General features: G+C 46.5%; 17 protein-coding genes and 1 tRNA gene. 9 read left to right on the forward strand and 9 right to left on the reverse strand.

Annotated elements, in window-relative coordinates; all coding sequences use genetic code 11:
* Positions 1–47: 47 nt before the first annotated feature.
* Complete coding sequence (locus tag CL55_RS10445; RefSeq protein WP_052728733.1) at positions 48–1,208, reverse strand: SUMF1/EgtB/PvdO family nonheme iron enzyme; 1,161 nt, start codon at positions 1,206–1,208, stop codon at positions 48–50.
* Between the two features lie 349 nt (positions 1,209–1,557).
* Between CL55_RS10445 and CL55_RS02580 the strand changes: the two genes are divergently transcribed.
* Positions 1,558–1,944 (forward strand): VOC family protein, encoded by a 387-nt coding sequence (locus CL55_RS02580; protein ID WP_046329731.1) that lies wholly within the window; start codon positions 1,558–1,560, stop codon positions 1,942–1,944.
* A 35-nt stretch (positions 1,945–1,979) separates the two neighbouring features.
* Here the strand turns inward: CL55_RS02580 and CL55_RS02585 are convergent, their stop codons facing one another.
* On the reverse strand, positions 1,980–3,407 hold the full coding sequence (locus CL55_RS02585; protein WP_237150526.1) for a glycine betaine ABC transporter substrate-binding protein: 1,428 nt from the start codon (positions 3,405–3,407) through the stop codon (positions 1,980–1,982).
* 239 nt (positions 3,408–3,646) lie between these two features.
* On the opposite strand from CL55_RS02585, the gene CL55_RS02590 reads away from it, so the two are divergent.
* On the forward strand, positions 3,647–4,072 hold the full coding sequence (locus tag CL55_RS02590; RefSeq protein WP_046329733.1) for a PAS domain-containing protein: 426 nt from the start codon (positions 3,647–3,649) through the stop codon (positions 4,070–4,072).
* A gap of 80 nt (positions 4,073–4,152) precedes the next feature.
* On the opposite strand, the gene CL55_RS02595 is transcribed toward CL55_RS02590, so the two are convergent.
* From CL55_RS02595 to tsaE, 4 genes are all read right to left on the reverse strand, one after another.
* Positions 4,153–5,559, reverse strand: coding sequence for a DUF2252 domain-containing protein (locus CL55_RS02595; protein ID WP_046329734.1), 1,407 nt, complete (start codon positions 5,557–5,559; stop codon positions 4,153–4,155).
* 63 nt (positions 5,560–5,622) lie between these two features.
* Positions 5,623–5,698 (reverse strand) — tRNA-Lys (locus CL55_RS02600).
* Positions 5,699–5,784: 86 nt separating this feature from the next.
* Positions 5,785–7,122 (reverse strand): N-acetylmuramoyl-L-alanine amidase, encoded by a 1,338-nt coding sequence (locus CL55_RS02605; RefSeq protein ID WP_046329735.1) that lies wholly within the window; start codon positions 7,120–7,122, stop codon positions 5,785–5,787.
* 2 nt (positions 7,123–7,124) lie between these two features.
* Complete coding sequence (gene tsaE, locus CL55_RS02610; protein ID WP_046329736.1) at positions 7,125–7,637, reverse strand: tRNA (adenosine(37)-N6)-threonylcarbamoyltransferase complex ATPase subunit type 1 TsaE; 513 nt, start codon at positions 7,635–7,637, stop codon at positions 7,125–7,127.
* Positions 7,638–7,680: 43 nt separating this feature from the next.
* Here tsaE and queG point away from each other — a divergent pair, with 43 nt between their 5' ends.
* From queG to CL55_RS02625, 3 genes are read left to right on the forward strand one after another with little or no spacing between them, the layout of a single operon-like run.
* Entirely contained in the window at positions 7,681–8,775 is a 1,095-nt protein-coding gene (queG, locus tag CL55_RS02615; protein WP_046329737.1) for a tRNA epoxyqueuosine(34) reductase QueG, read from the forward strand.
* A 42-nt stretch (positions 8,776–8,817) separates the two neighbouring features.
* Positions 8,818–9,603 (forward strand): AzlC family ABC transporter permease, encoded by a 786-nt coding sequence (locus CL55_RS02620; protein WP_046329738.1) that lies wholly within the window; start codon positions 8,818–8,820, stop codon positions 9,601–9,603.
* Positions 9,603–9,944 carry an AzlD domain-containing protein gene (locus tag CL55_RS02625; RefSeq protein WP_046329739.1) on the forward strand — a complete coding sequence of 114 codons (342 nt, stop codon included), beginning with the start codon at positions 9,603–9,605 and terminating at the stop codon, positions 9,942–9,944. Before CL55_RS02620 ends, CL55_RS02625 begins: the two co-directional genes overlap by 1 nt.
* A gap of 19 nt (positions 9,945–9,963) precedes the next feature.
* On the opposite strand, the gene CL55_RS02630 is transcribed toward CL55_RS02625, so the two are convergent.
* Both CL55_RS02630 and CL55_RS02635 read right to left on the reverse strand, forming a co-directional pair.
* Positions 9,964–13,041 carry an FAD-binding and (Fe-S)-binding domain-containing protein gene (locus tag CL55_RS02630; protein WP_046329740.1) on the reverse strand — a complete coding sequence of 1,026 codons (3,078 nt, stop codon included), beginning with the start codon at positions 13,039–13,041 and terminating at the stop codon, positions 9,964–9,966.
* Positions 13,038–13,721: a GntR family transcriptional regulator gene (locus tag CL55_RS02635; RefSeq protein WP_046329741.1), complete on the reverse strand. Its 684-nt coding sequence runs from the start codon at positions 13,719–13,721 to the stop codon at positions 13,038–13,040. Before CL55_RS02635 ends, CL55_RS02630 begins: the two co-directional genes overlap by 4 nt.
* Before the next feature lie 181 nt (positions 13,722–13,902).
* On the opposite strand from CL55_RS02635, the gene CL55_RS02640 reads away from it, so the two are divergent.
* From CL55_RS02640 to CL55_RS02650, 3 genes are all read left to right on the forward strand, one after another.
* Positions 13,903–15,087 carry a pyridoxal-phosphate-dependent aminotransferase family protein gene (locus tag CL55_RS02640; RefSeq protein ID WP_046329742.1) on the forward strand — a complete coding sequence of 395 codons (1,185 nt, stop codon included), beginning with the start codon at positions 13,903–13,905 and terminating at the stop codon, positions 15,085–15,087.
* A gap of 129 nt (positions 15,088–15,216) precedes the next feature.
* Complete coding sequence (locus tag CL55_RS02645; protein ID WP_205621327.1) at positions 15,217–15,621, forward strand: GlcG/HbpS family heme-binding protein; 405 nt, start codon at positions 15,217–15,219, stop codon at positions 15,619–15,621.
* A 6-nt stretch (positions 15,622–15,627) separates the two neighbouring features.
* Positions 15,628–17,046 carry a DEAD/DEAH box helicase gene (locus tag CL55_RS02650; RefSeq protein ID WP_046329744.1) on the forward strand — a complete coding sequence of 473 codons (1,419 nt, stop codon included), beginning with the start codon at positions 15,628–15,630 and terminating at the stop codon, positions 17,044–17,046.
* On the opposite strand, the gene gluQRS is transcribed toward CL55_RS02650, so the two are convergent.
* A complete protein-coding gene (gluQRS, locus tag CL55_RS02655; RefSeq protein ID WP_046329745.1) occupies positions 17,033–17,986 on the reverse strand; it encodes a tRNA glutamyl-Q(34) synthetase GluQRS in 954 nt (317 codons plus the stop codon). The genes CL55_RS02650 and gluQRS overlap by 14 nt on opposite strands.
* Positions 17,987–18,001: 15 nt before the next feature.
* Between gluQRS and dnaE the strand changes: the two genes are divergently transcribed.
* Positions 18,002–21,628, forward strand: coding sequence for a DNA polymerase III subunit alpha (gene dnaE, locus CL55_RS02660; RefSeq protein ID WP_046329746.1), 3,627 nt, complete (start codon positions 18,002–18,004; stop codon positions 21,626–21,628).
* The last annotated feature ends 9 nt before the right edge of the window (positions 21,629–21,637 follow it).

Raw genomic sequence — 21,637 nt, forward strand, 5'->3', positions numbered from 1 at the left:
TGTAAATTAAAGGTAGGGATTACCGAAACATCATGAGCTTACTCAATTTAGAGTAAACACGTACGAAAGCCGCAAAAATGATCGCTTCTCTGACCTTGATAAAAGTTACGAAATGCCACTCTCCTCAAGCGATCAGGGGTAAACGAGCTGCCACCCTTCAGCACCTGATAGTTGCCATCAAACCAGGGCTGTGAATAGTCGACATAGGGGTCGGCACTAAATCCTGGGAAGGGTACAAAAGTGCTGCTAGTCCATTCCCATAAGTTAGATGATTGCCAAGCTCCCTGTTTTTGAGACATGAGTAGGCTAAGCTCATGTTCGTTAGGCAGGCGTACTTGATTGCGCTCACAAAAACGCTGAGCATCTAAATAGCTGATGTGACGAACAGCTGCTGCGTGATTGAGGGGTAGCCATTGATTAAAAATTCGCTCTAACCAAACATCCCCTTCTTTTTTCCAATGGAATGGTGGCGCCACAGGACTGGACTGGGCAAGATTACCTGGCGATTCTAGAAACTCTAGATAGTCGCCATTGGTGACGGGTGTACTGGCAATATCAAATGCGGGTAGGTCAATAGAATGAGCCCACTTTTCATTATCAAAAATAAAGCCGGAGCCCTGCTCGGAACCAGCTTGTATCGTGGATTTTGGAAAATGAATCCAAGTTTGCGAATTGGTCTCCAGCTCGCTCTCTTTGGTGAAGGGACTAAAAGGAGCAAAAGGGATAGGGCGTCCCATGGTCTGCCACATATAGGCAAAAGCCTCATTGTGCATATCCTGATGCAAGATCGCTAGCTGGATAAAGTAAGCAACTTTATTGTCAATTGTAGCGCGCAGTAACTCTTGGATGCTTTCAATGACGCTGTGGTTGTATTCCAGCACGCTATCTAAGGATGGCATTGGCGTGGACCAACGATCTTGATGTGCCATCTCTGAAGAATTAAATAAGTAATCTGCGTTCTTCATGAATGATGGCTTACTCTCTTGGCCATCGCGATGAACCCAGAATTCATGAAACCAAGTTAGGTGACCCAATTCCCAAAGCGGGGGATTGAGGATATTGATCTGAGGAACTACCTGATCTGCTATCGAAATACTGCTGAAAATTTGACGGGTAATGCCATTGCTTTCCTCTAGCCACTGAGCCAAGGTTGACGCAGGTGGGTACGGAGGATAAAGAAGGTAATCGTTGCTCAAGAATTCAGACATACGGTATTTTCAGGCAAATCTTCAGGGGGTGGCAAGCAATTCACTTCGGCATCAAAATAGAGGGGTTTTCGCAAAGATACTGCAAATATCGCACTAGTACGTATTATCGCTATATAGGTAAGTTATTAGTTTGCAGAACATTCCTAATTAATTTTTTTTAGACTCGTCAAAGATAAACTCCGTGTGCTCTTTATTCCAGATTAAAAGAAGGTTGCAGCAATTTTATGATGATGTCATGAGTCTCATAAAAGCCAATTTACGCTAATACCTGACACATCATTTCTTTTCAGTCTATTAGGTCTGTCCAACCGTAGCCATTTTTAGTATATGTATTTAAATAAGGAAAATTATGTTCAGTCACATTATGTTAGGTGCAAACGATTTAGAAGTCTCTAGAGATTTTTATGATGCTGCTTTAGGGGCATTGGGAGTTAAGCCTGGCAGCTTCGGTAATGATAGATATTATTATCGTGGCCCTGGTGGCGTTTTTGCCATCACTAAGCCTATTGATGGCAAGGAAGCTACTCATGCCAATGGCGGAACGATTGGCTTTGCTGCTAAATCCATAGCAGATGTAGATGCCTTTCATGCAATTGGTATTGCGCATGGTGGGACATTGTGTGAGGGCGATCCTGGCTACCGCGATGGTGTCGCTGGAACTATTTATATAGCGTGGTTAAGAGATCCCGCTGGCAATAAGATTTGTGCAATGCATAGACCTCCGAAAGAAGTCTGAAACAAGGCTCAAATAAGGCCGAAGTAAATCAAATACTAGATATTTTTTGATTTGTGTTTTGGCGTCAGAATTATTTGAGCTAGCAGAGCTAGCATAGCGGCTGGGATGGCTCCAGCAAGCATCAACGCGTGGTCGTTTACGGCCAGCCCAGCTACTATGCGATCACCAAATCCACCGGCACCTACTAGCGCTGCTAGGGTGCAGGTACCAACTCCAATCACGGTTGCCGATGCCAAACCCGTCATGATGACGGGCCGAGCAAACGGAAGCTCGATAGACAATAGTAATTGCCATTCATTGCATCCAAGAGCCAGCGCCGCTTCTTTTAGATTAGATGGAACCTCCACCAAGCTAATATGGGTTGCATTCACAATGGGTAGTAGACCATAGAGAAATAAAGCTAACACTGCCGGTACAGCACCTATTTGATCTAGTAGGGCAATCAATATCGTAAGGAGTGCAAGTGAAGGTATGGTTTGCAAAATACCAGTAGCCCCTAAAATCCAAGCTGCATATCGGGGTCGTCGATATGCCAGAATGCCCAGAGGAATTCCGACGAGAAGGGCCATCGTTGAGGAGATCAGTACCAGCAGAACATGATCACGCAGAGCAGTAAAAAAATCTGGACCAAACAGTAGCTTAAAAAACCGGGAGAGCTGGGTAGGACTCTGTTGATCATTGGCGCTAGTGTTTAAAAATACATTCGCCACTTTTTCAAAGCTAAGGCCTGACTCAGCTAGTCCATTGAGCTTGGCCATGGTAAATTCGTCTAATTTTCCCTCTAAGCTTTGTAAAGACTTTTCATCAAAATCAGAACGCATCAACAGGATGGCATCGTAGCGTGGAAAAGACTTCCTATCGTCTTCTAATAGAACCAGATTCTTTTGCGCAATTGCAGCATCGGTAGAGTAGGCATCCACAATATCCACATCGCCACGCGCCAGAGCATCATAGGCTAAGCCATGTTCTAGCACTTTCCCTAGCTTCATTGTTAAGCGGTAATTTTTAACCAGCGCAGACCAACCATCCGCCCGAGTCTTAAATTCTGGAGATAGGGCAATTCGCAAAGTGGCTTGCTGCTCAGTGCTGAGGTTTGCAACATCACTAATACGCTTCACACCCAAGGCTTTCGCTTGCTCTGCCCTCATGGCAAGTGCATAGGTGTTATTGAACCCAAGTGGTATCGCTACTTTTAAACCTTTAGGTTTAAGCCAAAGATTGAGCTCACTCAGTGATGACTGGGTTTCTGAGCGCTTTAGAATTTCTCGCAGAATGGTGCCGGTGTACTCTGGGTAAACATCAATCTGACCCGTTGTCAGTGCTTGAATGACAATCGCAGTATTGCCTAGGCCTTGCCGATGGATGGATTGAACGCCAGCATCACGTAATGTTTGATTGACCAGTTCCCCGAGTACGTAGCTTTCTGTAAAACGCTTTGAGCCAACTACAGTATTTTTTTCCATAGGCTGCGCCATTACGGAGCAGCTGAGGGCTACTCCGATACATAAGCTGAGCTTCATCCACATAGGAAAAATATATTTACTGAAATACAAGTGAGATTGACCTCGTTAATAATGCAAGATCCCATCATAAAAGCCTTTGGCTTATCTTGCCTGATAGGCTAGTTTTGAGTTATGCCACTTTAGGGTGGCGTTTACTGTTACATTGATATTGATTCAACTTAATAGCAAAGACTATTTATATGTCAGTCGACTTAGATTTCAAAGCGCTAGTGTCACAACTGGGTGAGGCGGTCATTATTTCTGACCGGGATGAAAATATCTTATTCTGGAATGCATCTGCCGAGCGGATCTTTGGATTTACTCCAGATGAAGCCCTGGGAAAAACACTCAGCATCATTACGCCTGAGCGCTTTAGAGAGCGTCACTCGAAAGGCTACTTTCATACCATTCAGACTGGGCAAACTAAGTATGGACATACTTTATTGAGGGTCCCTGCAGTCCATAAAGATGGACGCTCTATTTCAATTGCATTCTCAGTAAGTATGTTATTCGATGAGCAAAAGCAAGCTATTGCAATAGCGGCAATCATTCGAGATGAAACGGAGCGGTTTCAAGAGGAGCGCCAATTAAAGGCAAAGCTAGCAGCTTATGAGAGCAGTGATTGATCTTTTCACAAAGTTCATGCTTGTAATCCCAGCATCAAACTCTGAGTAGAAACATGAAATTTTTCTTTAGTAGCTAGATCTTAGAAATTATCTGTAGCACAAGAGACTTTGCCCGATTTAATTGCCTTTAAAAATGTGGCATAGTCAGTCTCATTTTGTTTGCTGTAAGCAATCGAGAATTTGACGAGAGCATCATCTACGGCTTCGCTTTTTCCGCAGTAGCCGGCAAGAACCGCAGGATCTCCTGATCGAGCATGGGCGTTAGCTAGTGCCCATCCAAAGAGTTTTGCAAAATCAGGAAATACTTTGGTGTTGATGCCGTCTCCTCCAACTGAAATTCCACCCTTCATGTCGCGCAGTTGCCTTACATAAAAATCGGATTCTGCTGTTTTTCCAAAGCCAAGAAAGAGGTCTGGAGCGCCTTGTATTAAGCATTGCCCATCAACAACGCGTTCTCCTTCCGACTTAAATTGCGTATCTGGAAAAAAGGAAGCCAGAACCGACTTTTGCGCCTGTTTCGTTTGGAGGAAAAGTGGGTCATTTGCGTCGAGCCCCTCGAAGTACATTACCCAGCAAGCAGTGCCTACGCTGCCAACCCCAACAACCTTTCTTGCCCAATCAATCCATTTGTAGCGCTCCAACAAATGTCTTCTATCTGACGCTAAAGATTGAATATAGGAATTTAAACCTTCGTCGTTGAGCACGGTAATTCTTATTCCATGAGGCGAAAATTCGGGATGCTCTATGAGCGGAGGATTATTGATGAGCCGAATTCCCTCGCTACTTAGCTCTGTCAGTTTTCCAAGCATGCCATGGCCACTATTTTTCCGAGCTTTATCTAATAAGCCCTTTAAATACTTTTGGCTTGCAGCATTTGCATTTTTTGCGGCGACACTTGTCAATGATTTTTCATCTATATACGAACGTTTGAGATCAATGTAGGGCATAGAGGCATATTGATGAAGATAATTTCTATATGTTCTGGAGATATTTCTCACAATATCCTCTCCATAAGCTTGATCTTGGCCAAGTAACTTCGAGGCAATCATCGCACTCGCTGTCAGCCGCTTTAAATCCCAGTCAAAATTTCCGGGAAGCGTTTCATCAAAATCATTAATTCCAAAAACTAATTGGTGTTCAGTTGTCGAAAAGAACCCAAAGTTACTAACGTGCATATCTCCGCATAATTGAACTTGAATGGAGGGGCTCGGGAGTTTGGCTAAGTCATGCGCCATAGTTGCTGCCCCACCTCTAAAAAACGCAAAGGGATCAGCGGCCATTCGAGCATGGCGAATTGGAACGTATTCAGGAATTCGGGTTTTAGCTTGAGCAAGCAGAATCTCAATTGGTCCTTGGCGCTTGCTCACTTCAGTAAATTGACCAAGTGAGGAACGATCAACCTCTTTGCGAATCGATTTTCCTAAACTAAGCCGCTCTTGAGGGCTTGGATTCTTTTTAAGAAATGATGCATAGAGTTTGCTGGACATGGTTCTATGATCTCATAGACTTTGGGCAGTAAAAAGCCCCGCAGAGCGAGGCTTAGTAATGCTTGGTGGGTCGGGCGAGATTCGAACTCGCGACCAACGGATTAAAAGTCCGCTGCTCTACCGACTGAGCTACCGACCCAGTAAAACGGAAATTATAGCAAGAACTTGGTTTGGCTTACCTGGGTTTGCTGGGTTTGCCCTCTGCCCCTTGTAATTACAAGAGTGCTATGCGTTTGCGCGTCTGGTAACGGGAGGGTTTTTAGAGAAATAGTCCTTAATTCCCCTCATAATTGCTTCAGCAATTCGGTCTTGGTAGGCATCATCATTGAGACGAGCCTCTTCTTGGGGATTGCTGATGAAGGCTGTCTCCACCAAGATGGATGGAATATCTGGAGCCCTTAGAACGGCAAAGCTGGCTTGCTCAACTTTGGGTTTGTGTAACGTGGCAAATCCGCTGATTTGCTTGAGGATGGAGGTGCCCACTTGAAGCGAGTCTTTGATCTGGGCAGTGGTAGACATATCTAGCAATAGATTAGCTACCTGCTTGTCTTGCGTCTTAATATTGATGCCACCGATTAAATCTGATGAATTTTCTTTATTGGCCATCCAGCGTGCCGTCGTACTACTGGCACCCATTTGTGAGAGTGCAAAAACAGAGGCACCTTTGGCCCTAGGCTCTATAAAAGCATCTGCGTGAATCGAGATAAATAAATCCGCTTCAACGCGGCGTGCCTTTTGTACTCGGGTATGCAAGGGTACAAAGTAATCCCCATCTCGTGTGAGAAATGGACGCATATACGGATCGTTCTCAATTTTGTCGCGTAAGCGCTTAGCAATTGAGAGCACTACATGTTTTTCTTTAGAGCCCATGGCGCCAATCGCACCTGGATCTTCTCCGCCATGGCCTGCATCAATTGCAATAGTGATAAGGCGCTTATGTTTGGTTTTGATGGAAGACTCTTTGACGTCTGGAATGGCTTGGGCCACTGGCGCCCTCGGAGCCTCTTTTTCTTTCTTAGTTGCGAACTGCGCAATCAAGTCAATTTCTTCATTGGCTTTTTCTAGAGCACTCTCTTTGCGGGCGCTGCTCTTGACCAGCTCCATCAGTGGATCTGGTGGGATAGTTGGGTAAAGATCTAGCACCATACGATATTGGTATTCCGCAATCGGCTCTAGCGTAAAGAGTTGTGGCTTAACGGGCTCTTTTAGGTCAAATACTAAGCGGACCATACCTGGTTGAAATTGCCCCACCCGGATTTGTGAAACGTAAGGGTCATTAGGTTTGACTTTAGCTACTAAATCTTTCAGGGTGGAATTGAGTTCCATACCTTGAACATCAACTACCAAACGATCTGGATTGGTAAGTAGTTGTTGGGTAATGGGAAGCGCTTTATCCGATTCAAGAGTAATACGTGTGTAATCTTCTGCGGGCCAAATGCGTACACCCAAGATCTTGGCCCCCCAAGCAATCTCTGCTTCACTGAAGAAGAGAATAAAGCCCAGCATCTTTGCTGAAGTTTTGAGATGCTTTCTTCTGGAGGAATTCATGAGAGGCTTACTCATTGCTATGAGGTATTCATCTTGTCGAGAACAGTCATTCCTTGACTTGAACTTGCTTGGAAGATGATATTTCTTTCATTTTCATCGGCACCAGCCCTCAGATGAATTTCAATATCAAAAGTAGGAAGCGTGCCCTCAGCTTTTTCTGACCACTCCACTAAACAGAATCCGGGCTCATCAAAATATTCTGCAAAGCCAGCCTCTTGCCACTCCAAAGGATCTCGCATGCGATAGAGGTCAAAGTGGTTCATCGCTAGAGTCTTGCTGTGGATTATTAGCGGATAGGGTTCACATAAGGTATAGGTTGGACTCTTCACTCGACCCTCATATCCCAAGCCTTGAATGAGATGGCGGGCAAAGGTGGTCTTGCCAGCCCCAAGATCGCCCTTTAGGAAGATATTGAGGTGAGCGCTTTGATTGGCTTGAAAAAGATGGCTAAGACTAGAGGCAAGCTTTTGCGCTAAAGCGGCTGTATCTGCTTCTTGCCTACAATGTTGAGTAAATGAAATCTGAGCCATTTGCCTAGTTTATTCAATTATTAAGCTACATTCTGTATTCCTAATGACTTCTTCTCAAATACCTAACTCTGTTGATCAGGCTAATCTGCGTGAATGGCTGGGTGAGCAGTCTCGAAAATTAGGTTTTGATGATTTGTGCATTACTGATACCCATCTTGGTGTTGCAACTGAGCGTCTGAATGATTGGCTCGCACAAGGGCGGCACGGTCAGATGGAGTACATGGCCAAGCATGCTCAATTACGCTCGGATCCAACCCTCTTAGTTCCGGGTACGGTGAGAGTCATTTGCGTCACCATGAATTACCTATCTCCCGCAATCGACTTTCACCATGAATGGGATAGATTAAAGGATTCTGCTCAAGCAGTGGTATCGATGTATGCCCGTGGGCGTGATTATCACAAGGTGATGCGCAATCGTTTGCAAGAGTTTGCTCAACTGATTGAAGAACGGATCGGAGCATTTGGCTATCGTGTGTTTACTGATTCTGCACCCTTGATGGAAGTAGAGTTAGCTCGTAAGGCAGGTTTGGGTTGGAGAGGCAAACATACCTTGTTGCTCAATCGTGAATCTGGATCAACATTCTTTTTGGGTGAGATCCTCATTGATGTTCCGTTGCCTGTAGATCAAGAGCAGGAGTCGCATTGCGGAACTTGCCAGTCTTGTATAGATATTTGTCCCACACAAGCCATTACTGCGCCTTACCAATTGGATGCGAGACGCTGTATTTCGTATTTGACGATTGAAAATCCAGATGCCATTCCGACAGAGTTTCGTAAAGCGATGGGTAATCGTGTTTACGGATGCGATGACTGCCAATTGATCTGCCCTTGGAATAAATTTGCTCAACGCACAGCCTTGCCAGATTTTGCTGAACGCCATGGCCTCGGGAAGGCAAGTCTTTTGCAACTCTGGTCTTGGACTGAGGATGAATTTGAGAAACGCCATGAGGGTAGTGCTATTCGTCGTATTGGCTACTCCAGGTGGCGCAGAAACTTAGCAGTGGCTATGGGGAATGCTTTAGCAGCTAATGATCTGCCCGAATCAGATAAAGATCTTCTGCGGCAGGCTTTGCAGGGCGCCTTGCCTTTGGCAGATGCCTTGGTAGCTGAGCACATCAACTGGGCGCTGAGTTGCTAAGTATTTTTTGGCAAAGTACGGAGTAACTCTTACAATCAAAGCATGTCATCAGCTGATCAACCTTTTATAGACCCCAGTGAAATCAAGCTAGAAGCTTCAGTGGTGCAGCGCTATAAAAATCGCAGTGAGGCTTTTTGGGCAGGGATTCGGGATGCGGCTGGTGCACCTGCCATGGTGCTCTTTGCTGGCATGGTGGGTTTTGGTGCGATGGGTAAAACTAGCGGTATGGATGCTTGGTTTACCACTGCCACTAGCTTCTTTATGTTCGCATTACCTGGACAAGTAGTGTTGCTCGAGATGGCAATTACCGGATCATCAGTTATTGCTATTGCCCTCGCAGTGACTTTAACTTCTTCGCGTTTCATCACGATGACGGTGACGCTCTTTCCACAATTTCATGAAAAAGATCGTAATCGTGGGCTTTATGCCTCGGTTCATCTTCTAGCGATGACTGCTTGGGCTATTTCCATGCGTGAGTTTCAGACGATTGAAGCGAAGCACCGCTCGAGTTACTTCATCGGTCTTGGTTTACTGTGCTGGATTATTTCTATTCCGGGCACTATCCTCGGTTATTTATTGGCAGGCGTCGTGCCGCCGTACGTCACGCTTGGCCTCGTTTTCATTAACCCATTATTCTTTTTGCTGACCTTTGCCGAGGTGAAGCCTTGGATTAACCGAATCGCCATTGGCTTGGGTTTTATATTGGGCCCCTTTTTCTTTCTCTTAGATCGCGACACCAGTTTGCTGACCACTGGTCTAGTAGGAGGAACGATCGCTTATGTATTTGATCGCAAAGTGCTGCGCAAAAGGGCAGGGGTGATCAGTTGATGAATGCTGGACTCCAAGGTTGGGGTTTGTGGATTGCCTTAGCAGGCGCTACCATCGGAACCTATATTTGTCGTGCCATTGGTGTTTTGCTCGCCAAAAGAATTAATCAAGAGAGCGAAATCTTTCGCTATCTTTCTGCGGTTACTTATGCGATGGTAGCGGCCCTTGTTGTCAGAATGGTTCTCATGCCGATTGGCCTTCTCTCAACCGTACCCGTATGGATTCGATTGCTGATTTGCGCCTTAAGTATTGGTGTGATGGTTTCAAAACCAACACACCGTCTAGTTCCAGCCTTATTGACTGGAACTTTACTAATGCTAGCGTACGGCCTTATTCGTTAGCTGGTATTGATATCCTGTTTTAGAGATGGGCTGCCAAGATCTTGGCAATATGTACAGCGTCTCTTTGGGTGCCATCGGCAATCTGGTGGCGACAGCTGGTGCCATCTGCGACTACCCAACTATCTGGTGCTTTACGAATCGCGGGTAAGAGGCTGGCTTCTGCCATTTGTTTGGATACTTCAATGTGCTCTGCTTCGTAACCAAAGCTACCAGCCATACCGCAACAGGAGGACTCAATTAGTTTAGGCTCTGCATTCGGAATGAGTTTCAGAAGTTCCATTGCAGGCGTGACAGCAGCAAATGCTTTTTGATGGCAATGGCCATGAAATAACACCGGGCGCGTTGCCGTTTTCAATGACAGTTTGAGTTTGCCTACTTTGGCCTCACTTGCTAAAAATTCTTCTAAGAGCTGCGCATGCTTACTAACAGTAACTGCGCGCTCACCAAAGCCCATCACTAATGCTTCGTCCTTTAAGGTGAAAAGACAGGAAGGCTCTAGGCCGATAATAGGAATATCTTTTTCTGCAAAAGGAGCTAGATGGTTGACTAATTCATCTAGGCTTGCTTTGGCTTTATCGACCATACCTGCTGCTAGGTATGTGCGACCACAGCAAAATTCTTTAGAGCAGGTATTGGTGCTGTCGCTTGAAGCTTTAGTCTTTTGAGGAATGTGAACACGATATCCAGCCGCTTGTAAAACTTGTAGGGCCGCACGTAAGTTCTCATCCTCAAAATAGGCATTGAAGGTATCGGCTAACAACACCACTCCCTTATTACCATTTGCATCTACTTTGCTCAGTTCTGCGGGAGTAAATTGATAGGATGCAATAGCGCTCTGATTATTCCAGAAGGTCTTTGCTTTCCAGATTGGCAGACTTCTTTGTGCAGAAATACCCATAATCAATTCTTGTAACTTAGCTATAGGTGTAAGGTGGTTGCGTAGATTGAGTAAGGCCGGAAGCCCCGGAATGCTGCTGATGATAGGGGCGTATTTTGGTAAATAGGCAACAGCGAGGTCACGCATCGTATGACCAGTTCGCTTCTTGTAGGCAGATAAAAACTCAATCTTCATCTTCGCCATATCAACGCCGGTAGGGCATTCACGGCGGCAAGCTTTACAGCTGACGCAAAGTTCCATCACTTCTTTAATGGCGTCGCTACCAAGCGGTGAACTCTCGTCTTTAATATCCAGTTGATTTGAGAGAGCTAGGCGTAATGTATTGGCGCGGCCACGGGTGAGGTGCTTTTCATCACGGGTAACGCGATAGCTTGGGCACATCACTTCCGCATCAAACTTACGGCAATGACCATTGTTATTACACATCTCTACTGCTTTAGCGAAGCCCATCGCAGGATCGCCGCCGGTGCCTGGTGCACTGGTCTCTTCAGTAACGGGATTATTCTGTACATTCCAGGCAGACCAATCTAAGGCTGGTTGCAGCGGAATCACTTTATAGCTCGGTGGGAAGCGGAAGTTACTCGCATCATCCATCTTTGGCGGGTTGACGATCTTGCCGGGATTAAATAATCCCTTTGGATCAAAAGCATGTTTGATTTCAGCGAGGGCTTGCGTAATCTTTGGGCCAAATTGCCAGGAGATCCATTCACCACGGCACAGTCCATCACCGTGCTCACCGCTATACGCTCCTTTGTATTTGCGAACTAGGGCAGACGCCTCTTCGGCAACTGCACGCATCTTTTGTGCGCCATCACGACGCATATCTAAAATAGGGCGAACATGGAGGGTGCCGACGGAAGCATGTGCATACCAAGTGCCACGTGAACCGTATTTTGAAAATACATCTGTGAGTGCTTGGGTATATTCAGCAAGACTCTCTAGTGGAACTGCGCAATCCTCAATAAAGCTCACTGGCTTACCATCACCTTTTAGACTCATCATGATGTTCAGGCCAGCCTTACGCACTTCCCAGAGATTTTTTTGCAAACTAGCATCGGGCATCGCAACTACAGAGCCTGGAAGACCAAGATCACCCATTAAGCTTTGCAAAGATTTTATTTTTTCAAGTAAGGGTGCATGTGCCTCCCCCGAAAACTCTACTAATAAGATAGCCTCAGGCGTTTGAGCGCTAGCATCAATCAGTGCGGTCTCAATAGTTTTCTTAAAGCTAGGATTGTGGCGCGCCAAGTCAATCATGGTGCGATCAACTAACTCAACAGCGGTAGGCCCAAGCTTGACGATATGTTGCGCGCTATCCATTGCCTTGAAGAAGCTTGCAAAGTTCACTACTCCAAGTACTTTGTGTTGCGGTAATGGCGCTAACTTCAGCTCAAGTGATTTGAAATACGCTAATGTGCCTTCACTGCCTACTAGTAAGTGAGCTAAGTTAACACTACCGTCTTGGGTGTAGGGAAGCTCGCTTTGTGGATGGAATACATCTAGGTTATAGCCAGCGACACGACGCAAGACTTTGGGGAAGTGCGCCTCGATCTCAGGTTGCAATGTATTGGCAAGCCCTTTAACAAAGTCGCCCAATTGTTTTGCAGCGCCAGAACTGTGGGCATAATTTCCAAAGCTAGCCACCTGCCCATTTGCCAGCCAGGCATCAATACCTAAAACGTTATGCACCATGTTGCCATAAGCAATTGATCGACTGCCGCAAGAGTTATTACCTGCCATGCCGCCAATGGTTGCTTGTCCTCCAGTAGAAACATCTACTGGGTACCAAAGGCCGTGTGGCTTAAGTGCAGCATTGAGGTGATCTAGCACAATGCCCGGCTCAACAATGGCTGTGGCCTTGATTGGATCTGCATGCAGGAGTTTGCGAAAGTATTTGGTGTTATCGATGACAAGTGATGTGCCGGTAGTCTGCCCACACTGACTAGTGCCTCCACCACGAGGCAGAACTGGAATACCGAGGTCAGCTGCAATCTGAATCGCTGTCGCAATGTCTTCAGCTGTTTTGGGAATAAAAACCGCAACAGGCATGGCTTGATAGATTGATGCATCGGTTGCATAGCGGCCGCGACTGGCTATGTCCGTCATCACTTCACCAGAGGTTTCTTGACTGAGGCGCTTGGCTAACTCTGCCTTATTGGCAACGAATTCTGGCAATGGCAAATCAACTGGCTTGTTCATGCTGCAACCTTCTCTTGAGATTCTGAGTCAATTAATTGAATCACGACTTCACGTTTATTCATTACATGCTGCATCATGACCTTACGCATCCGCACGCTATCGCGAGCCTTTAATGCGTCCAACATTTCTTGATGTTCCTCAACGGCTTTTTCCCATTTGACGCCATTCTGATTAGAGCGAAAGCGGAGCGCTTCAATGCGAGCATTGACTTGGCTAAATAGTTGGCTAAGGACAGGATTGTTCGCTGCGTGATTAATAGCTTGGTGAATTTTGAGATTGAGTCGATAGTAGCTTGATAAATCTCTGCGGGCATACGAGGCCATCATTTCATATTGGAGTGCTTCAAGTTCAATTAGTGTTTGATCACTAATATTTTGTGCTGCTAGCTCTCCAGAGAAGCCTTCTAAATTGGCAATCACATCAAAGGTGTGAATGATGTCGTCTCTGCTCAGTTGAACGGCAATGGCACCACGGTTAGCAATTAACTCAACCAGTCCATCAGCGGCCAAGCGTCGAATCGCCTCGCGGATAGGAGTGCGAGAGACGTTGAGCTGCTCTGCTAGCTCACGTTCATTCAACTTGCTTCCCGGCGCAATGGCGCCCTCTACCAATAAAGCCCTGAGCTTAAGAAAGATCGCTTCATGCAGGTTTTGTGTATTTGCTGGTGTTGTGAGCATCATTTGAAATGCCTTAAATTTGTATACATAATTACTATAACGCATCTAGAAGCATAAATTATGCTGTAAATAGCTTATTTTTTTGATTATTTGATAATTATTTTGCATACAAAAATTGTAAATTGCCCAAAAGTGACTTACACTGAGCTCCAAGATTAACTACAAAAACCAAGCGAGACTCAGCATGCTAAAACTAGATAACCACCTCTCGGGGCGTCATTTCTTACATATCCCCGGTCCAAGCCCAGTACCTTCGCGGATCCTGAGAGCGATTAGCTATCAAACCATCGACCATCGCGGTCCTGAATTCGGGGAATTTGGTCTTAAGGTTTTGGAAGGTATTAAAAAGATTTTTAAGACCGAGCAACCAGTCATTGTTTACTCTGCCTCTGGAACCGGCTCATGGGAAGGTGCATTGGTAAATGTTCTCAATCCCGGCGACAAGGTGCTCTTTTATGAAACTGGTCAGTTCGCTAACTTGTGGGTTGCCTTAGGTAAGCGTCTCGGTTTAAATGTTGAGGTAGTGGGTAAGCCTGGTCAAGATACTTGGCGTTGGGGTGTGGATGCATCAGTAATTGAAGAGCGTTTACGCAAAGATACCGGACATGAAATCAAAGCAGTTTGTGTAGTTCATAACGAAACCTCTACTGGGGTTACTTCGAATATTGCGGCAGTTCGCAAGGCGATTGACTCACTGAAGCATCCGGCCTTGTTATTGGTTGATACCGTTTCTGGCTTAGGCTCTGCGGACTATGAGCATGACAAATGGGGCGTTGACGTGACTGTGTCTGGATCGCAAAAAGGTTTAATGCTGCCTCCAGGTATTGGTTTTAATGCGCTGTCGGCTAAAGCAATTGAAGTCAGCAAAACCAATAAGATGCCAAAGTCTTATTGGGCCTGGGATGAAATTTTAGAGTCCAATAAAACAGGTTATTGGCCAACCACTCCAAGCACTAATTTAATGTATGGCTTGCATGAAGCAATTGACATGATGACGACGGAAGGTTTAGATACTATCTTCGCCCGTCATCAACGTTTGGCGGCAGCTTGTCGTGAAGCAGTCAATGCATGGGGTCTAGAAATCCAGTGCCAAGATAAAGATTGCTACTCGCCAGTACTTACTTGTATTGCTACTCCAGAAGGTATGAATGCAGATGTTTTGCGTAAGCATGCCCTGGAGAAGTTCAATTTATCCCTAGGTACAGGTCTTGGAAAAATCAAAGGCAAGGCCTTCCGTATTGGTCATTTAGGCGATTGCAATGAGCTTAGCCTGATGGCTGCGCTGAGCGGGGTAGAGATGAGTTTGGGTGCGATAGGCTATAAGCCCAAGGCAAGCGGTGTTGTTGCTGCCCAAGAATTTCTAAAATAATCAGTAAGTTGGGTGTAAATGGGGTGTCGGCTAGTGAATCAACTGGCTTACACCCCTTATAATTCAAGTACTTATAAAGATAGCAGTTTCATCAAATAAAACACATTCGAGACAGAGAGACTTCACATGTTGGCAACTAAACCGTATTTAACCCAGGCTGATGTTCAAAAGATTTTGGATGCAGCTGACAAGCACGCTGCAGCCAATAACTGGGCTGTGACGATTGCTGTCTGTGACGACGGTGGTCATCTCTTAGGTTTGATCCGTCGTGATACATGCGCTCCTGTCTCCGCTTATATCGCTCAAGAAAAAGCGCGTACTGCTGCCATGGGTAAGCGCGAGAGTCGTGTATACGAAGAGATTATTAATAATGGCCGCACTTCCTTTTTATCTGCCCCACATATTTCGGGGATGTTGGAAGGCGGCGTCAATATCGAGGTAAACGGGTTTACCATCGGCGCAGTCGGCGTTTCCGGCGTTAAATCGACTGAGGATGCCGAAACCGCAAAGGCCGGCATTGCAGCCATTCTGTAAGTTACCTTGATAAATACTGTTCCTGAAATAAATTCCTCTACCGGCGCCACTAAGAGTGGCGCCACCCCAGCAACAATTACCTTTGCTGACTTTGGCTTAGATCCAAAGATTCAAAAAGCGGTATCTGAGCAGGGTTACAACACTCCAACTCCGATTCAAGCGCAAGCCATTCCGCACGTTTTGGCGGGAAGCGATTTGATGGGCGCGGCGCAAACGGGTACCGGTAAAACGGCTGCTTTTGTACTGCCCATCATTCAAAAGATTCTGCGTCATGCAAGTAGCAGTGCTTCGCCTGCTCGCCATCCGATCCGTGCTTTAGTATTAACGCCAACACGCGAGCTAGCGGTTCAGGTTGCTGAGAACGCAGCGAGTTATTCCAAGCACACCGATTTGCGTGCTGCCGTGGTTTACGGTGGCGTGGATATGAAAGAGCAGGTGGCCATACTGCGTGGTGGTGTAGAGATTTTGATTGCTACTCCGGGACGCTTGCTGGATCACATAGGCTCTAAAGTAGCCAACCTGTCTCAAGTAGAAATTCTGGTGCTAGACGAAGCCGATCGCATGCTCGATATGGGCTTCTTGCCTGACTTACAGCGCATCATTGATTTGATTCCAGCTCAGCGCCAAACTCTCTTGTTCTCAGCGACGTTTTCACCAGAGATTAAAAAGTTGGCACAAAGTTATTTGCGTACGCCGGTGACTGTTGAAGTGGCGCGCCAAAATGCCGCGGCAGATACTGTTAAGCAAGTAGTTCATATGGTGGCTAGTGCTGATAAGCAACAGGCAATTGTGAAAGTACTTGAAGCGCGTACTCGTCAAGGCCTATCTCGTCAGTGCATCATCTTTACCAACAGTCGTTTAGGTTGTGCAAGGCTAGCTCGCTCATTGGAGCGTGATGGTATCAAGGCTGGCGCGATTCATGGTGATAAGAGTCAGGGTGAGCGCACTCTCACTTTAGATGCCTTTAAGTCTGGAGCGATCGAGGCCTTAGTTGCAACCGATGTAGCCGCTCGCGGTCTGGATATTCCATCGATGCCTTGCGTGATTAATCACGAGTTGCCATTTAATGCTGAAGATTTTATACACCGTATTGGCCGTACAGGTCGCGCTGGTAGTAAGGGCGATGCAATTGCATTGGTTGATGCCAGTGAAAAACGTTTACTCGACGATATTGAAAAGTTGATGAAGCGCAAGTTGGATATTCAGCCATTGCCTGAGGGCAGCTCACGCCCCGCACCCAGCAGAAATTCGTCGAGATCAGATGCACCAGCAAAAATGTCAGATCCATTTTTCTATAAGCCTTATGAGCCTACTGCTGTAGTCAAGCCAGCATCAGAGGCTGTTAATCCTACTGAGAAAAAAGTCGGCATCATTCCAGCAAAACCAGCAGTCGGCGCTTTACTTGGCGGCTTTAAGAAAAAGTAATTTTTCTGTCCCAAGCCTGGGTGGCTGCCAAAAGCCACTCAGCAATCGAAGTTTCCTTCCCATCTGGAAGATCTCTCAGTCCTAAATGCATTCCAGCTTTACGTAATTCTTGTAAAGCCTGCTGCGCATTCTCAATATGAATGGCGCTTGCCAGAGTTTGCTTACTGAGTTTCTCGCCATGCTCATCAAGCACTAAAGGTAGATGCAGGTAGCTCGGAGTTTCATACTCCAAGACCCGCTGCAGATAAATTTGTCGTGCGGTGTTGTCTAGTAAATCTGCCCCGCGCACGATATGCGTAATTCCTTGCTCGGCATCATCCACCACGACGGCCAGTTGATAAGTAAATATGCCATCCCGGCGCCGCAACACAAAATCTCCTACATCTCGATTGAGATCTTGAGTTTGCTTGCTCAGGGCCAGATCTTCAAAATGCATGGTGATCTCTGGTGGTAGGGCAAGTCGCCAAGCGACTTCGGTTGATGGTCTTTCCACCTCATCGTATGTGCCAATTTGATGAGGGCGACAGGTTCCGGGGTAGACCATCTCCTGATTGCGGGGAGTCGTTACGCCACGAGCTTCTAGGGCGTTTGCAATGGCTTGTCGAGAGCAGGTGCAGGGATAGATGATTTGGAGCTGATTTAAGCGCTCCAAGGCCTGTTTATAGCGCTCTTGGTGCTTGGATTGCCAGGTTGGCTCCTCGTCCCAAGAGAGGCCGCAAGCAAGCAATTGGCGCAGGATTTCTTGATCTGCCCCCGGAATACAACGGGGAGCGTCTAAATCCTCCATTCTGAGTAGCCATTTTCCATGATTTTTACGGGCATCTAACCAGCTCCCTAGGGCAGCAACGAGCGATCCCGCGTGTAACGGGCCAGTGGGCGAGGGGGCAAATCGCCCGCGATAGCCGTCGGCTGGGGGTGAGGGGTTTTTGAAGTTCGGCACAGCTAAAATGATCTCATGGCTTCACCCCGTTTTGTTCATCTACGCGTCCATTCCGAGTTTTCGATTACGGATGGCGTTGTTCGCATTGACGATGCGGTAGCTGCCGCTGAAAAAGACGGTATGGGCGCCTTGGCTCTCACTGACTTAAGTAATTTATTTGGCCTAGTTCGTTTTTATAGTGCTGCACGCTCTGGCGGAATTAAGCCAATCGCAGGCGCGGATGTTTGGGTGAGCAATCCCCAAGACCCAGATCAACCTCATCGTTTATTACTCCTGGTACAAAATCACTCTGGCTACCTCAATCTATGCCAGCTCTTAAGTAAGGCCTCCCTTGAGAATCAATCCCGAGGTCGAGCTGAGGTCGATCTCAACTGGTTTAGCGAACCAGCTTCAAAGGCTGAAGATAAAGCTGCAAAAAGAACGCTGTCTTATGGATTGATTGCGCTTTCAGGTGGACGCTGGGGTGATGTTGGTGCTGCTCTCCTGGCTGGTCAAGAAGATTTAGCGAAAGTTGCTACCAAGCGTTGGGCGAGCTTATTTCCAAATGCTTTTTACATTGAAGTGCAGCGCGGCGGTCATCCTCAGGATGAGCAGCAACTTCAGTTGGCTTGCCACCTTGCTAGTGAAATGGATTTACCAATTGTTGCTACGCATCCAGTGCAGTTTATGCAGCGTAGTGATTTCATAGCCCATGAGGCCCGAGTCTGTATTGCAGAAGGCGAGCTTTTAGGTAATCCTCGTCGCACCAAGAAATTTAATGAAGAGCAGTATTTTTTATCTCAAGAGGAGATGGAAAAGCGCTTTGCAGATTTACCAGTTGCACTTGCAAACTCCGTGGAGATTGCCAAGCGCTGCAACCTCTCTTTGACTTTAGGTCAGCCGCGTTTGCCGGATTTTCCAACGCCACCAGGTATTACGCTCGACGATTATTTATTGCAGCAATCAGAGATTGGTCTGAAGCGCCATATGGTGCGCAATTTTCCTGACGCAGAGGAGCGCGCTAAGGAAGAGGTCCGGTATCACGAGCGCTTGGTGTTCGAGGTAAAGACAATTGCTCAAATGGGTTTCCCAGGCTACTTCTTAATTGTTGCTGACTTTATTAACTGGGCAAAAAATAATGGCGTACCAGTTGGCCCCGGTCGTGGATCTGGTGCTGGCTCTTTGGTAGCCTATTCATTGGGAATTACTGATCTTGACCCGTTGCGTTACAACCTCCTTTTTGAGCGCTTCTTAAATCCTGAACGGGTATCGATGCCCGACTTCGATATTGACTTTTGCCAGCATGGGCGCGATCGCGTGATTCAGTACGTAAAAGATAAATATGGAAAAGATGCAGTTAGTCAAATTGCTACCTTTGGAACAATGGCTGCACGCGCAGCAATTCGTGACGTTGGTCGTGTGCTCGAGCAAGGCTATAACTTCGTTGACGGTATCGCAAAATTGATTCCGAACAAGCCAGGTCAGTACATGACTATTGAAATAGCCAAGAAGGAAGAGAAGCAATTAGGCGAGCGTGAAAAGAATGAAGATGAAGTGCGTCAACTGTTATCTCTAGCGCAGCAGTTAGAGGGTATGACTCGTAACGTGGGCATGCATGCGGGTGGTGTATTAATTGCGCCTGGTCGTTTAACCGATTTTTGCCCGCTCTATACGCAAGAGGCGAAAGACTCCAAAGACCAAGAGAGTGGTTCAGTCATTAGTCAGTTTGATAAAGATGACGTAGAGGCGATTGGTCTAGTGAAGTTCGACTTTCTAGGTTTAACCACCTTAACAATTTTGGCAGCTGCTGAGAAATGGATTAAAACGCTACATACCGATCGTAAAGATTGGAATATCGGTGAAATTCTGCTTGATGATCAAAAGGCTTTTGAAGTTTTAAAGAATGCCAATACGGTCGCTGTCTTCCAGTTAGAAAGTCGTGGCATGCAAGGCATGCTGCGTGAAGCTAAGCCTGACCGCTTCGAAGATATTATTGCGCTCGTCGCGCTCTATCGCCCTGGTCCAATGGATCTGATCCCGGACTTTATTGAACGTAAGCACGGGCGGCAAAAAGTAGAGTATCCGGATCCTCGCATTGAGCCCGTTCTGCAAGAAACCTACGGCATCATGGTCTACCAAGAGCAGGTGATGCAGATGGCGCAGATGATTGGCGGCTACTCACTCGGTGGCGCAGACATGTTGCGTCGTGCGATGGGTAAGAAGAAGCCTGAAGAGATGGCGCAGCATCGCAAGATTTTTAGTGATGGCGCAAAAGCAGGCGGTATTACTGAAGGTAAAGCCAACGAGATTTATGACTTGATGGAGCGTTTTGCAGGCTATGGATTTAATAAATCCCACGCTGCTGCTTATGCGCTCTTGGCATATCAAACTGCCTGGCTAAAAGCCTACTACCCCGCTGAATTTATGGCGGCCAACTTATCGCTCGCAATGGATGACACCGATAAGGTGAAGATTCTGTATGACGATTGTTTGGCAAATCATATTCGCGTGTTTTCACCAGACATTAATACTGGTGTGTATGTTTTCACGCCATTACGTGCGCCAGATGCTGCCCCAGATTCCCCGATTAGTCATATTCGTTATGGTTTAGGTGCGGTTAGGGGAACTGGTGAAGCGGCAATTGAAGTGATTGTGAAGGCGCGTGAGGCTGGCGGTCCATTCAAGGATCTGTTTGACTTCTGCGCACGCGTTGATCGTAGACAGGTGAACCGTAGAGCGATTGAGGCTTTAATGCGTGCTGGCGCCTTTGATAGCTTGTATAAGGACTCCATTTCCGCTGGTGGCAATCTTTACGATATTCGATCTACTTTATTGGCTTCTCTTGCGCGTGCAATTGAGGCTGCCGAACAAGCTGAAGCCTCAATTAATCAAGTGAGTTTATTTGAGATGGCAGGAGAAGATGATCGTCATTTGCCAGAGTTAGTTCGCGAATTACCATGGTCTGAAAAGAAACGTCTCCAAGATGAAAAGAGCGCTTTAGGACTTTGTTTAACTGGCCACATGTTTGACGCCTATCGTGACGAGACGGCGCATTTTATTCGCCAGCCATTAGTCAAGGTGACTGAGGGTAAAGACCAGTTAATCGCCGGCATTATTACTTCTGCTCGGATGCTGACTGGGCAGCGTGGACGCATGATGATTGCAACTATTGATGATGGCACTGCTGCGATTGAAGTGACGCTCTACAGCGAAGTCTATGAACCCAATCGTTCTTGGCTCAAAGAAGATGAGTTGCTGGTGGCCAAAGTCAATATCACTCCGGATAAGTTTTCTGGTGGAGTGAGAATCGTTTCTGAGGCGGTCATGGATATTACGGGAGCCCGTATGCGTTTTGCACGCAACCTTCATCTATCCATCGATTCAGCAATTGATCTCAAATCCTTACGTAGCCAAATTGGACCTTACTTGATGAGTAACCGGGTACGCGATCCTAAGCTAGGTCCTGCGGTAGCTTCTATGCCAAGCGCTAGCGAAGGCATGAAGGGTTTAATGCTTACTGCTGCAGTCACCACTAGTGGTGGAGCCTGTCTGATGCAATTTCCGGAAGAGCTCCGAATTTATCCAGATGACGCTTGCTTACATAGTTTGAATCAAATTTTGGCAGCCAAGCAATCTAATACTGTTCAAGTTCAGTACCTCTAAGCGCGTATC

The sequence above is a fragment of the Polynucleobacter duraquae genome, assembly GCF_000973625.1.
GTDB classification, from domain to species: Bacteria; Pseudomonadota; Gammaproteobacteria; order Burkholderiales; family Burkholderiaceae; genus Polynucleobacter; species Polynucleobacter duraquae.